Below are 12,073 nucleotides of genomic sequence, written 5' to 3'. Positions count from 1 at the left end.
TCCCTCTCAAACGCGCGCAAGCGCTGGTATTCAACAGTTGCCTTCTTTCTTGTCGGCTTGGTCGTGGTATTGGCACGACGATTTCCCTACGAAAAACTCGGCGCGCCATTCCTCGTGCACGGTGTCGGCCGGCTGACCAGCTATTAGCTTAAGAACCAGTTCACCGGCACGTCTCCCGGCGCAACGCAAGGAAGCACGCGTGGATGTCAAAACTGGATCCATGTGTTCGGCGCGCATAGCTGCGAGCCTGTCGTCGTGTGCAACAACAGATAGATCTCGTCCCACGATCAGGCTGCAACTGCGAGCAGCACGATAGATGCCAAGGGCGCTTTCCGTCGTGCCCGTGACAATTGCTGTTGGGCGCGTTGGGAGATTGAGGAACGCGCGAGTGAAGAGAAACCCGTTGGTTTCAGTCAGATCGCCATTTGCAATGATCTCCGGATCATAGCTGATCGCTGCGGCATGAAGAGCCTGACGGTAACCTGCTTCACGGCGGCCCGACAAATACTGGTCGGAAGGGGCGTTTATCATCGCGATACGACGATGCGCGAGGCTGATGAGGTAATCCACGGCGCGTCTTGTCAAGGCGGTGGTGTCAATGTCCAACCAGGCGTGAAGGGGGTATCCGGATGCCCTCCCGAAAAGAAGACATGGCAGGCCCTGCTCTTGCATCGACATCAGGCGATGGTCGCCAGTGACAGGCGCACACAGGATGGCAGCATCGATGCGGCCGCTCTTGACCAATCTGTCGCATGCTTCGACATCGCGTTCTTCGGATCCTGACGCCAGTGGTGCGACCGAGAGTTCGGATCCGCATTCCACCAAAGCCTCACCCACGCCTGCGATGAACTCGACTGAATGGGATTGCATCGCGCGGTCGAAAATCACGCCTATCGCCCCCGCTCTGCCGGTCGCAAGACCTACTGCCGCACTGTTGGGACGATACCCGTATCTGGCGGCTTCCCGCAGGATGCGGAGTCGGGTTTTTGCCCTGACCTCGGGATAGCCAGCAAGTGCGCGGCTGACGGTCGTAGGTGATAGACCAAGCTTATCTGCAAAATCCCTTAATCTCATAGGGCTCGATTCCATGGGGCCGTTGGATACGGGCAAAACGACCAGCTCGGCAATTTGATCCCTCTTCCCGCTTTTCATGGAGAGCAATAGGGGGCGTCGACTTTCACAGGCGTTCGTGCGTTTCCACGGCCACGGTCACTCGGGCGACGGGGAACCACGGAACGAAGGAGCCCGGATGCGCGTTGATTGTGGTAACGGAGGTTGAGGAAAACGATGGTAACCGGATCGGGAAAGGAGTTTGACGTAGTTGGCCTGTTGCCTTCGCTCAAGGGGTTTGCAAGTTCCCTTGAACCTGACCCAGAGCAATCCCGGCTCCTGGTCCAAAGGACACTGCATCGCGCAGTTCGGGAACTCCCATCTTACCGGATCGGAACCGACCTTCGAAGATGGCTCTTCCGCCTTATGCTCGACATTAGAGAAGTGCGTGCGTCACACGGCAAGATGGGTGCTGCACACTTCGATTGCGGTCAACGCGGCCGTCACTTGGATGGCTGATCCCAGCTGACGACGCTCGCTCCCTTATGCTTCTTTCCTTTTTCGTGTCTTTCCGGCATCCGATGGCTTGTTCCGTTCCGTGTCGGTCAGGACTTCTCCCACGGCATCTCGATCGGTGTCGGGACAATCCTTGGCAGGCAAGTATCCTCGTGGGCGGGTCTCTTTGGGCCCTTCCCAACGGGGTGATTGGTCGGTCGTTCCAGGTTTGCCGTCCCGTGGTTCCTTCATTTCAACCTCCATATAGGTTGCAGCCACCTTTACTGCGGACGTAGTTTCCCGGCCAAGGCGGCCCACTTGGCATCATTGCTGTAGAGCTGGCAGAGCATCTAAACCGCGCAGAACAATTGGAGCTTGCTCGTGCGACGACACAGCCGGACTTCAATACGAAGTACATGTCTCGGCCAGAATGTAGAGCGGGCGACCGTGATCGTGGCTGAGCCCATCTCCTGACCTTCAACTGGTCCAACTGTTTACCTTGATACCTGCATCGCGCGCGGCGGTTATGAAAGCCTCGCGCGCTTTATCCGGTGAGGCATTTTCACTCAGAACCGTCTTGCAAATTGCGAGTGCCTTGTCGCGAGAGGCGCCTTCACCGACGTTCCAATAATTCCTTAGCAACAGATAGGCGTCCCGGGTGCTTTGAACACGCAGCGTCCGCGGACCATCTTCCAGGAAGATCTCCTCATCCCATAACCGATCGTATTTGAGTTCCTCTGTCATGTCCCGGCCTTCACAAAATCGGCCGGTTCGCGGTCCGACTCCGTTGTCTTGGTCAGGATCATGCCCGCTAGCTGCTCGTGAGTGCGTGCAATATCCGCAACCGCGATCACGCCGACGGCGTGGTGCTTGTCATCGATCACGACGAGACGCCTTAGCTTCCGGTCTGCCATCTTTTGTGCGGCGTTCAGGAGGCTGTCTTCGCGCCTGCACGTCTCTGGGGAAATGGTCATGAACTCACGCACTGCGCGTGTGGTCGCCATTCCCTTCGCGAGCACCGAGACAACAATATCGCGGTCGGTTACAATGCCCAGGATCGTTCCTACGCCAGGAGCTTCGACTGGAAGCATCCCGGCACCTGTCGCAGCCATCAGCCGAGCTGCTGACTGAGCGCTATCATTTGGTGAAATCGTATAAAGTGTAGGTGTCATGAGCGAAGCAACTGTCTCTGCTTCATCAAAGCTTGCCATTGATCAGGCTCCTGCCATTGATTGAGGCTGGTACCGCGATCTCCTCCGCCGGAGATTTAGGTAGATTTAAATCTACTCTGTGGGGCGGTACGATCTGGACTACCGATACTGCATTCCGACGGTGAGTAACTGGCCCAAAAAACTCCGGCTTGGGAAGTCGCGGGGGTGGGCGCTTCAGTTTGAAACGAAGGCGCATTGATCAGCTCCTTTTGAATTATTGTCTAAAACCTAACTCCACGCCGCCATTTTGGTTCCGGCTGGACTAAATCGCCGAGCAATCGAGGGTGCCCTTCGGTAAGCCGGAAGAGAGTTCCTGCTCTTCGCGGCCGACAACTCTACTTCGGCCCCATTTGACGCCGACGATCTGGTTCAGGAGACGAGGCTTCGGGCAGTGGAGCATCGGTCCCTTCAGGCGAGGGGGACCAATCTCCAATCCTGGTTGGATGCACCATACATTCCGCACCTATCTAAGGTTCGTGGGTGCAAGCCGCCCGGCCCGACCGGTCGCGTTGAGTTGCCGCTACTACCGGTAGGACACCCGGGCTGGTGCGCGATGGAAACTGATCTGCCGCTCGCGCTTGGAACTGACTCCGGAAATTCGTGAGGTACTCGTTTTGGTAGCAGGCTACGGCTTCAGCTATGGGCGCGGCCGCCCACCTTGCTTGCGCCCTCGGACCGATCGAGAGTCGCCTTGACCCGCGACGAGACGATCTATGGAACTCCTTGCTTTGAAGCGCTTTGCGTTTTTGTCGAGCAAGTGACCCTCAAGCAGTTTAAGACCGTGTCGATACTTGCGTGTGTCGAGGCCAGCCGATCGCGCCTGCGAAAGATTGTCCTCCAGATCGGCCCGCTTGACGGTAGTGCTAAGTTCGCTCGAACATGCACGGGCGATAAATGTTTCCTCGTCCTCGTGCTCGCGCCGGGTCAGCGCGAGGACCGCGTCGAGTATGCTCGACGAAAATCCTTCCTGACGGAGACGTTCGATATCCCACGCTGCCGATTTTTCCAAGATATCGTGAAGGTAGGCCACAGTCTTGGCCGGAGCACCGGCCACGTTTTCCGCGACCCTCTGACAATGCCCGAGATACGGTCCGCCGGTCTTGTCCAACTGACCCTCATGCGCATTTGTGGCGATTTCGGCCGCTCTCACGCATTGCGCCTGGGCTTCGACGCGAGGAACCTCAACCATAATCTTCCCGCTGGCTGTGAAGCCCTCCCGGTTCTGTAACTCCCTTAAGGCCAGTCCCGGCAATCCAGCTATCCGTACGTGCGGCGTCAGCCAGTGATACGACGCCCACCAATCTTTTTTCCCTGTTCACGACAGGAAGTCTGCGAACCTGGACGTCAGCCATATTTCTTGCCACATCGGAAACTTCCTCGTCGTCGAAGCAGTATCGGACATCATTGGTCATGATTTCCGAAACTGGCATGTCGCCGTCCCTCCCCTGTGCCACGCAACGCACAACGATGTCTCGATCGGTAATCATTCCGATCAACCTGTCATTCTGTCCAACCGGAAGGAAACCGATGTCGTGTTCGGCCATGTGACGGGCAATCATCCCCACCGTGTCGTCGGGACTTGCGACGTGGACGTTATGCGTCATGATGTCGGCAATACGCATGATGTTTTTCCTCGTCTGATCAATTACGCAAGTATGGTTGCCCACCCCCAACAGGCGGGCTCGACTGATCGAATTGCGTCTGGTCGGAGGAGGTGTCGAGCCCGTCAGCATCGCCTGCTTCGCCCGGCGCCATCTCGCGCACGGCTTGCTCCCAGTGTTCCTTTTCCTGGCCATCGGGTCGGCCGGCAATCTCCCACAGCGCATAGGCTCGCCGACGTATCATTTCGTCCCTGTCGCTCATCTCGATATCTCCGTTGAACGTACCCGCTTCGCAAACCACGCGACCCGACTATTGTTCCATCCTTGCCAGTGGAGAAATTTGGCACCGATCGTTGATCACGCACATTTGAGGATAAATCTGGAGAGCGCCCGCCAGGGGCGGTACCCCGAAGAGAGGGACGGCTACTCTTCGTGTCGGCCTGTTGGACGAAAACTACGCGCCGCTTGTTGGCCAACGCGAACCAACAAAGGCTGATCTCCGGAACATATCCACGAGCCGATGATTGGGTGATCTCATGCGAGGTGGAAGTTATGCCGCGACTCGTCAGGTTCACAATTGTCCACATGTCGTATGGCGGCCTGGTAGGAATCCTCACTGCGACCGCAATGATGATGATCCGACCAGAGGCATTCGGCCATGGCGGCGGCGTCGAGTATATCGCTCTGATGCTCCAATTGTATGCCTTTGCTGCCACGTTTTCTCTCGGAAGCCTTGCCACAGCTCTCGCGCTGCTTCAGCGGCCCTGAGTTACGGGCAGGTCCTATTTTTTTGCCGGGCGCCTTTTAGCGTTTCGCCATCAGCCCCACGAGCGCCAAAGCAAATAGACATGTCGACGCCCAAGCGCCCTAACCCCGATGAACAACCCCCATGCCAGCTCCAACCTGGATCCCAAGACCGATCGAAGAACCAGAACCCGACAAACTGCCCGACGAAAAGAGAAATCCTAACCCTGATGAAAGTCCGCAAACGCCCCGTTATCTCCAGTGCGTGAGTGACCCAGGTGCCTGCACGGAACCTGTCACTCACGCACTTCGCAGCGGTGTCGATTTAGGGAACCAATCGCGAATTGGCGGGTTGGGAAGCCGAGGCCAAGGATGGCCCCATCGCAAAAGAGGTAGATCGATGAAACGAGCATTAATGATTATCCCGGCGCTCCTTTTGGCTGGTTCGCCAGCCTTGGCACAGACTACTCCGTCGACCGATGGTGAAGCCCCGGCCGTCGCAACGCCAGAAACGACCAATCCGACCGCACCCGTTGCTGGTGCAAACAGCTTTACCGAAGCGCAGGCAAAGGAACGGATCGAAGCGGCCGGCTTCTCCGACGTGAGCGCTTTGAAGCTGGACGATCAGGGCGTTTGGCAGGCGACTGCGATGAAGGATGGTAAGTCAGCCGCCGTAGCCCTCGACTACCAGGGTAACGTCACCACGAAATAATCAGGAGACATCATATGAGAACCGTATCTGGTCTTTTCGACAATTACGACGATGCAACGAACGCCGTGGTTCAACTCGAGGCCGCGGGTGTGCCCTCCGCAGACATCAGCATTATCGCCAACAATGCCGACGATCGCTATTCGGATCGTTACTCCGACAGAGATTCGAATGCCGGGGAAGGTGCCGGAGCCGGAGCGGGCCTCGGTGCGGCCGGGGGCGGTGCTGTGGGACTGTTGACCGGGCTTGGGCTGATGGCAATCCCCGGCGTTGGACCAGTTGTGGCGGCCGGATGGCTGGCGGCGACTGCAGCCGGGGCAGCCGCCGGCGCTGTTGCCGGTGGCGCGGTTGGTGGGATCATTGGCGCCATGACGGATTCGGGTGTCAGCGAGGACGATGCCCATCTCTATGCTGAAAGTATCCGTCGCGGAGGGAGCGTAGTGACCGCTCGCGTCGATGAAGGACTTGTCGATGAAGCCGAGACAATCCTGCGCAACAATTCGGTCGATCCTGCCGGGCGCCGTCAAGCATACGCAGCTGCCGGCTGGCGCCGGTTCGACGACCGTTCGGCGCCTTATACGTCGACCGAAATCGAAGACGAACGTCGGCGGTATGGTACAACCCTCTAACGGGGACCAAAGTCATTCCTCGCAGGCGCTATTCAATGGCGCCTGTGAGGAGAAGTGTTTCGATACCAGCCACATGTCCTCATCCGTCAGGTTACGTGCCGCGAAAGCCATCCTTTCCTGATTAACACTCTCAACCCGATTTCCTCCACGAAACAGCGCCAGCTGAGTGGCGATATAGGCAGCCGGAAGGCCGTCGAGCACTGGATAGTCGGGTCGTTTCCCATCGTGGCACCCATTGCAAGCGGGTATTTTTCGCACTTCATCTCCCTCAACGACTAGCGTGGGGGCTGAAGCGGTCCCAATATGGCGACAGTTCCTTGCAGTCTTGGAATATTCACCTGTTATGTTCGCAATCTCCTGCAGATCCATTCCCGCGACCACCACCTGCATGATGCCGCTTGATCGCTTTCCTTCCAGGTAACCAGTCAAGCTGTTGCGCAGGTAAATCTCACTTTGGTTCTGGAAGTTAGGGGCGAGCGCATTTTTCCCATCATGGCACTGCGCGCAACTTCGACCTTTTTGAATGTGCCGCGCATTCAAAAGATTTGAGTAACCCGCAGGATCAAGCCCAGGAAGTTTTCGAAGAAATGCGACCATCGTCCAGACCTCGTCGTCGCGATGGGTCGCGGGCCAGGCCGGCATCCCCGTATAGCGGATCCCGTCCCTGACGATCACGAACAACTCCTCGGCGCTCCATGAACCAATGCTTTGCGAAAGGTCGGGAGGAGGCGGAAGCATGGCGAGTACATCGGGGGACTGTTTGCGCCGTGGCGAACCGTGGCAAGTGGAGCAGGCCCTCTCAAAATGCACAGCGGCAATAGTCATACCGCTTTCGGGAGCTCGCGTCTTGGGAGCCTCGATGCCTATTGCCGCTGTGCGAACCGATGCGCGCATGACGCTGTGCAGGACCCACTCCGTCATGGCATAGTGGCCGCTCGCCGCCCCGACATCGACGAGACCGAGCCCCGCGATACTTAGTCCACCCACTCCGGCAATCACCACAGCGCCGGCGATACAAGTCAGGCAGCGCTTCATGATCGCCTTTCCTGCCATCGATCTGCATTGGCTAACTGCCTCCCCAAAAGGATCAGTGCGCCGACCAGGTAGCTCGCTGCCCCTACTAGAAGCATGAGGATCCCTCCGAGCTGTTGATCCTCCAATGGGGTCAAGGTCAGGCCGAGGCACGTTACTTCTGTCCCGCCGTAAAGAGCCCGGGGTGCCATGGTCAAAAGGACGCCGAGCAGGGTCATGTGCATCGAAGTCAGGAGCAACGCGCCGATGCCTGCAAGTGTTCCTCCCTGCCGCGGAGCGCTATTCATACAGGCGAGCCAGAAAAGGGTGGCGACGGTAAGGAAGCTCACCAGTTCAAGCGTGCGCACGGCGCTCGACGTTTCCGCGGCCTGGCGAATAGCCGGAAAATGCCAGGCCCAAATAACAACCAGCTCGATCAGGGAGAGCAGGAGCGTGCTCGTCGCCTGCCAATGGCGACTGACGTCGACTGCGGTGCCATGAAATGAAATAGCAAACAAGGGTGCGCAGATCGCGACAAGGATCATGTGGACGCCCATGTGGCCGACGAAAGCTCTGGCGACCAGGGTCTGAAGGGAGGCCCCGAACGCGAGTGCTGTGACCAAAGCCGCCAGACAGAACCAGTGCTTTCTCATGACGCGCACCTCTCGATGGCCGCAAGCGGCAATGCGACAAACAGCACAGATACGAAGCTGAGCGCAGACAACAACAGCGTTGCGAACCCTTGAAACAGTCTGCGATCCTCGCGCGTCGGCTCTTCATGCGGCGGCTCCTGCGTTCCAAAGCCCCATTGCCGCCAGGCGAGTGTTGCCGACAAAACGATGGTGGCAAGCGCCAGGACCGTCGCGACTGCAAGCATAAAGCGGATCGCCGCAAGCGATGCGCCGGGATCGACCTTAGCGCAGTGGATCGCCACGGTCAGATAGCAGACGAGGAAATGCAGCGCCCAGACAACCGGCGCCGTAAACAGCGTCCAAAGGGTCTCGAGCTCGCGTGGAAGTAACCGCATGAAACCTCTCATCGCAGCGCCGGGAAAAAACCGACGACCGTTAACGTTGTTAACGCGGTAATGGTGAGAAAGTGCCAATAGAGCACTACGTTGACGAGGTCTCCGTCATGCTCACGGTTCATCAGCCCCCGGAAGCTGCGAGCCGCGCAATAGAAGATCATGAGTGCACCGACCAGCGCATGGAGGACTAGCCAGCCAAGCAGGATCCATACGATTGCGGGATAAACATGGACGACCCGGTCCATGCCGGTTGTCGTGGGGCCGACAAGCGCGCTCGCTGCAGCCGAAAGGTCCAGGATCAAAACGAGCCCTAAGAGCAGTCTCGTGACACCTGTTGACCCGGCCCGGTTCGCCCTGCGCGCCGCGATCAATGCGACCCACGCCGCCAGGAACAAGAGAAGGGATATTGACGGCCACACCCATCCGGGACCGGGCAGGCCTGCGGTGAAGTCGTCGTGTATCGTCCAATAGAAGAAGTAACCGAAGATCAGGCTTCCGAATGCCGTACCATCCCCCACCATGGTGATAAACATGGCCCACCAACCGACAGAAGCCGGCCCGGACACATAAAGTGGCAGGCGCAAACCGAGGCCAACGTTCTTGTCGACATGCTCTGGAATGGCTCCCGTCCCCGTCCAAAGCCACCACCAGACCGCCACGATGAACACCATCCCGCAAACGCCGGCCACTACCCACCAATGGAATGTGGTGGCGACAAAAACACCACCGAGTGCAACCGCGCTCAGAATAGTCAGCATCGACGTTCCGCCGACCCTCAGGCACTGGATTGGCTCGGCATCAAGCACCGAGGTGACCAGTGTCTCACGATAACCTTCCCTGGCATCGGGAAGGTAGAAGTCACCCGCGTTGATTTTTGCTCTTAGCTCTGGCTGATCCCAAAGCGGATAGCGGCTGGCAATGATCGGGATCGAGCGAACGCCCCAGTTTTCCTCCGGTTCGCTGATCCACTCGAGCGTGCCGGCATTCCACGGATTGAACTCTTCCTTGGGTTGGCGGTGTTTGGGCCTGACCACGTCGGCAACCACGATCAAGACACCAGCCGCGAAGACAAAGGCACCGATGGTCGATGTCAGGTTCAAGACATCGAGACCCGTTCCCTCCTCGTAGGTGAATACCCTTCGCGGCATTCCCCACAATCCCGACAGGTGCATCGGGAAAAACGCCACGTTGAATCCGACGAACATGTGCCAGAAGGCGAACTTGCCGAGGCGGTCGGATAGCTTCCTGGCGTTCACCAGGGGATAATAATAGTAGAGCCCGGCGACGATCGGGAAAAGCATCCCACCGATCAGAACGTAATGAAGGTGAGCCACCACGAAATAGGTGTCGTGAGCCTGCCAGTCGATCGGCACCAGGGCGACCATCACCCCGGTCAGCCCGCCGATTATGAAGATCGCCAGCCCTCCCGTGCCAAACAGCATGGGTACGGTGAACAGGACACGGCCGGCGAGCATGGTGGCGATAAAAACGAATATCTGGACACCGGTCGGAATTGCGACCGCCTCGGATGCCGCCGAGAAAAAGGCGAGCGAAATCTGCGGAAGCCCTGTTGTGAACATGTGATGCACCCACAGCCCGAAGCTGAGGAAGCCTGTGCCGACTGCTGCCAGCACGATCCACGAATAGCCGACAATCGGACGTCGGGCGAAGGTGGGAACAATCATGGCCATCAAGGCGATCGCCGGCAGGAAGATGATATAGACTTCCGGATGGCCAAATATCCAGAAGAGGTGCTGCCATAACAGCGGGTCGCCTCCGCGCGCCGCGTCGAAAAACGGCCAGTCGAACATTCGTTCCATCTCGAAAAGGATGTCGCCGGCAATCAGCGGCGGGAAGGCAAACAGGATCATTCCTGCAACGATCAGGAGATACCAGGCAAACAGCGGCATCATGTTGATGCGCATCCCCGGAGCGCGGCATTTCATGATGCCGACGATCAATTCCACCGCTGCGGCAATCGAGGCCACCTCGATGAAGGAAAGTCCCAGTAGCCATATGTCGGCCCCGATGCCGGAATAGGCCTTGTCGGTGGCAAGCGGGGGATACATGAACCAGCCGGCGTTTGGCGCGGCATCGAAGAATATGGAACCGCACACGAAAACACCGCCCAGAAGAAAGCTCCAGAAGCCGAAAGCCGAGAGGCGCGGAAACGGCAGTTCGCGCGCACCGAGCATTGGTGGCAGAAGGAAGATCGCGATCGCCTCGAAGATCGGAACGGCGAAAAGGAACATCATGACGGTGCCATGCAGGGTGAAAACCTGGTTGAAGACCTCCGCGGTGAGAAAATCGTTTCGCGGGGTCGCCAGCTGAACGCGGATCAGCAGTGCCAACACGCCTGCAAACAGCATGAAGGCGAAGGCCGTCGCACAGTACCAAAGCCCGATCTGCGTGTTGTTGACAGTCGTCCAATAACGCCAGCCGGGTGGATTGCTCCACACTGCGCGCAGGCGTGCCTCCTCGCCTGCCCTATCGCGGCTCGTTTCGTCAGGGGCCGATATTGTCCACGTCATCTCGCGGCTCCCAGATAGTCGCTTATCGCACGCAGGTCGCTTTCGTTTATTTCCGGGAAGGCCGGCATCAACGCACCGGGCTTGATGGCGCCTGCGTTTCTAACAAAGGCCATGCGGCCGCTTGGGTCGTTGGCACTTGCGCCTGCCCCGATCCGATCGCGTTCAAAAAGCCGGGTCAGGTTGGGGCCGAGCCGGCCGCGGGCAGCCGTACCATCGATTGCATGGCAGGCGCCGCAGCCGTGTTGCAGAAAGGCTTCCTGCCCGTGAGCCCTTGCATCTGCCGGAGACTTGCGCGCAGAGGATACTTCCTCCACCCAGGAAGCGAAGGCTTGAGGTTCAAGCACCAGGGCCTGCATCGACATTCGCGTATGCGAGGTGCCGCAAAACTCCGTGCAAGGTCCGCGATAGATCCCCACGCGTTCAGGTTCGAGCCAAAGAATATTGGTTCGGCCAGGGATCATGTCCATCTTCCCGGCAAGTGAAGGTAGCCAGAACGAGTGGATGACGTCATGCGCCCTCAGCAACAGTCTTACTTTCCGGCCCGCCGGAAGGCGTATCTCGTTGGCGTTTTCAAACAGAACGTTGCCCCGTTCGTCGAGATAACGAACGCGCCACCAATACTGCTCGCCGGTAATTTCGATCTCGACGTCGGCGCGGCTCTTCTCGAACCACGGACGGGTAGCCGGCATGGAAAACAGCACATAAGCAAGGAGTATGAAGAGGAGACTGGCTGGCAACACCACGCCGCCCCAGGCGATAACAAGGCCTGCACTTTGCTCTGCCATCGGCTCGCCGCGTCGGGCAGCCGCGAAAAGCATCAGGCCGACGACGCAAACCCAGACGATTGCCCCGGCGGCGGCAGTCACGACGATCAGATGGGCAATATCCTCTGCTTCGCTGCCGGCCGTGTTTAGCGTCGATTGCTCGCCTTGACACGAGATTATCAACGGCAGCGTCAAGATCATAACGCTCGCTCGAGGGCAAACCGTTCGTTTCGGTGCGCTGCCACGGGTTTCGTCATGGATTCTTGCCAATCACCCACCGCCTCCCCGCCGGGCATTTTAT

13 protein-coding genes and 2 pseudogenes are annotated in these 12,073 nt (G+C 58.3%); 2 read left to right on the top strand and 13 right to left on the bottom strand.

The annotated features are described in order from the left end of the window. Positions 1 to 30 precede the first annotated feature (30 nt). From LPJGGPFB_RS25555 to LPJGGPFB_RS33780, 8 genes and pseudogenes are all read right to left on the bottom strand, one after another. Positions 31 to 888, bottom strand: a complete 858-nt coding sequence (locus tag LPJGGPFB_RS25555; protein WP_345791076.1) for a substrate-binding domain-containing protein — start codon at positions 886 to 888, stop codon at positions 31 to 33. A 57-nt stretch (positions 889 to 945) separates the two neighbouring features. Continuing rightward, positions 946 to 1,074: pseudogene (locus LPJGGPFB_RS33785) on the bottom strand (LacI family DNA-binding transcriptional regulator); the annotation flags it as partial. A gap of 519 nt (positions 1,075 to 1,593) precedes the next feature. After that, on the bottom strand, positions 1,594 to 1,797 hold the full coding sequence (locus tag LPJGGPFB_RS33300; RefSeq protein ID WP_234903040.1) for a hypothetical protein: 204 nt from the start codon (positions 1,795 to 1,797) through the stop codon (positions 1,594 to 1,596). Between the two features lie 225 nt (positions 1,798 to 2,022). Continuing rightward, the gene (locus tag LPJGGPFB_RS25550; protein WP_173422725.1) at positions 2,023 to 2,289 is read right to left on the bottom strand and encodes a DUF982 domain-containing protein; all 267 of its coding nucleotides are present in this window, start codon (positions 2,287 to 2,289) and stop codon (positions 2,023 to 2,025) included. After that, positions 2,286 to 2,756, bottom strand: a complete 471-nt coding sequence (locus LPJGGPFB_RS25545; protein WP_173422724.1) for a CBS domain-containing protein — start codon at positions 2,754 to 2,756, stop codon at positions 2,286 to 2,288. The genes LPJGGPFB_RS25550 and LPJGGPFB_RS25545 overlap by 4 nt, the downstream gene beginning before the upstream one ends. Before the next feature lie 766 nt (positions 2,757 to 3,522). Further along, positions 3,523 to 3,945 (bottom strand): annotated as a pseudogene (locus LPJGGPFB_RS25535) (HD domain-containing protein); the annotation flags it as partial. Continuing rightward, positions 3,938 to 4,378: a CBS domain-containing protein gene (locus LPJGGPFB_RS25530; RefSeq protein WP_173422723.1), complete on the bottom strand. Its 441-nt coding sequence runs from the start codon at positions 4,376 to 4,378 to the stop codon at positions 3,938 to 3,940. The gene LPJGGPFB_RS25530 and the pseudogene LPJGGPFB_RS25535, both read right to left, overlap by 8 nt. Positions 4,379 to 4,397: 19 nt before the next feature. Continuing rightward, positions 4,398 to 4,619, bottom strand: a complete 222-nt coding sequence (locus LPJGGPFB_RS33780) for a DUF2934 domain-containing protein (protein ID WP_173422722.1) — start codon at positions 4,617 to 4,619, stop codon at positions 4,398 to 4,400. A gap of 897 nt (positions 4,620 to 5,516) precedes the next feature. Between LPJGGPFB_RS33780 and LPJGGPFB_RS25520 the strand changes: the two genes are divergently transcribed. Together LPJGGPFB_RS25520 and LPJGGPFB_RS25515 are read left to right on the top strand one after the other, a co-directional pair. Continuing rightward, positions 5,517 to 5,813, top strand: coding sequence for a PepSY domain-containing protein (locus LPJGGPFB_RS25520; protein ID WP_427858498.1), 297 nt, complete (start codon positions 5,517 to 5,519; stop codon positions 5,811 to 5,813). Positions 5,814 to 5,827: 14 nt separating this feature from the next. Next, complete coding sequence (locus LPJGGPFB_RS25515; RefSeq protein WP_173422720.1) at positions 5,828 to 6,439, top strand: general stress protein; 612 nt, start codon at positions 5,828 to 5,830, stop codon at positions 6,437 to 6,439. Positions 6,440 to 6,451: 12 nt separating this feature from the next. Here LPJGGPFB_RS25515 and LPJGGPFB_RS25510 read toward each other — a convergent pair whose 3' ends face one another. The 5 genes from LPJGGPFB_RS25510 to coxB are packed head-to-tail and all read right to left on the bottom strand — an operon-like array spanning position 6,452 to position 11,973. Next, positions 6,452 to 7,474, bottom strand: coding sequence for a c-type cytochrome (locus tag LPJGGPFB_RS25510; RefSeq protein ID WP_173422719.1), 1,023 nt, complete (start codon positions 7,472 to 7,474; stop codon positions 6,452 to 6,454). Then, positions 7,471 to 8,103 carry a cytochrome c oxidase assembly protein gene (locus tag LPJGGPFB_RS25505; RefSeq protein ID WP_173422718.1) on the bottom strand — a complete coding sequence of 211 codons (633 nt, stop codon included), beginning with the start codon at positions 8,101 to 8,103 and terminating at the stop codon, positions 7,471 to 7,473. The genes LPJGGPFB_RS25510 and LPJGGPFB_RS25505 overlap by 4 nt, the downstream gene beginning before the upstream one ends. Further along, entirely contained in the window at positions 8,100 to 8,477 is a 378-nt protein-coding gene (locus LPJGGPFB_RS25500) for a hypothetical protein (protein ID WP_173422717.1), read from the bottom strand. Before LPJGGPFB_RS25500 ends, LPJGGPFB_RS25505 begins: the two co-directional genes overlap by 4 nt. Before the next feature lie 8 nt (positions 8,478 to 8,485). Next, positions 8,486 to 11,008, bottom strand: coding sequence for a cytochrome c oxidase subunit I (gene ctaD, locus LPJGGPFB_RS25495; protein WP_173422716.1), 2,523 nt, complete (start codon positions 11,006 to 11,008; stop codon positions 8,486 to 8,488). Continuing rightward, positions 11,005 to 11,973 carry a cytochrome c oxidase subunit II gene (gene coxB, locus LPJGGPFB_RS25490; protein WP_173422715.1) on the bottom strand — a complete coding sequence of 323 codons (969 nt, stop codon included), beginning with the start codon at positions 11,971 to 11,973 and terminating at the stop codon, positions 11,005 to 11,007. Before coxB ends, ctaD begins: the two co-directional genes overlap by 4 nt. Between the last annotated feature and the right edge of the window lie 100 nt (positions 11,974 to 12,073).

It is taken from the genome of Ensifer adhaerens (assembly GCF_013283195.1).
Classification (GTDB): domain Bacteria; phylum Pseudomonadota; class Alphaproteobacteria; order Rhizobiales; family Rhizobiaceae; genus Ensifer; species Ensifer adhaerens_G.
The sequence above is the reverse complement of the archived record's forward strand: the minus strand, read 5'-3'. Positions and strand labels throughout refer to the sequence as shown.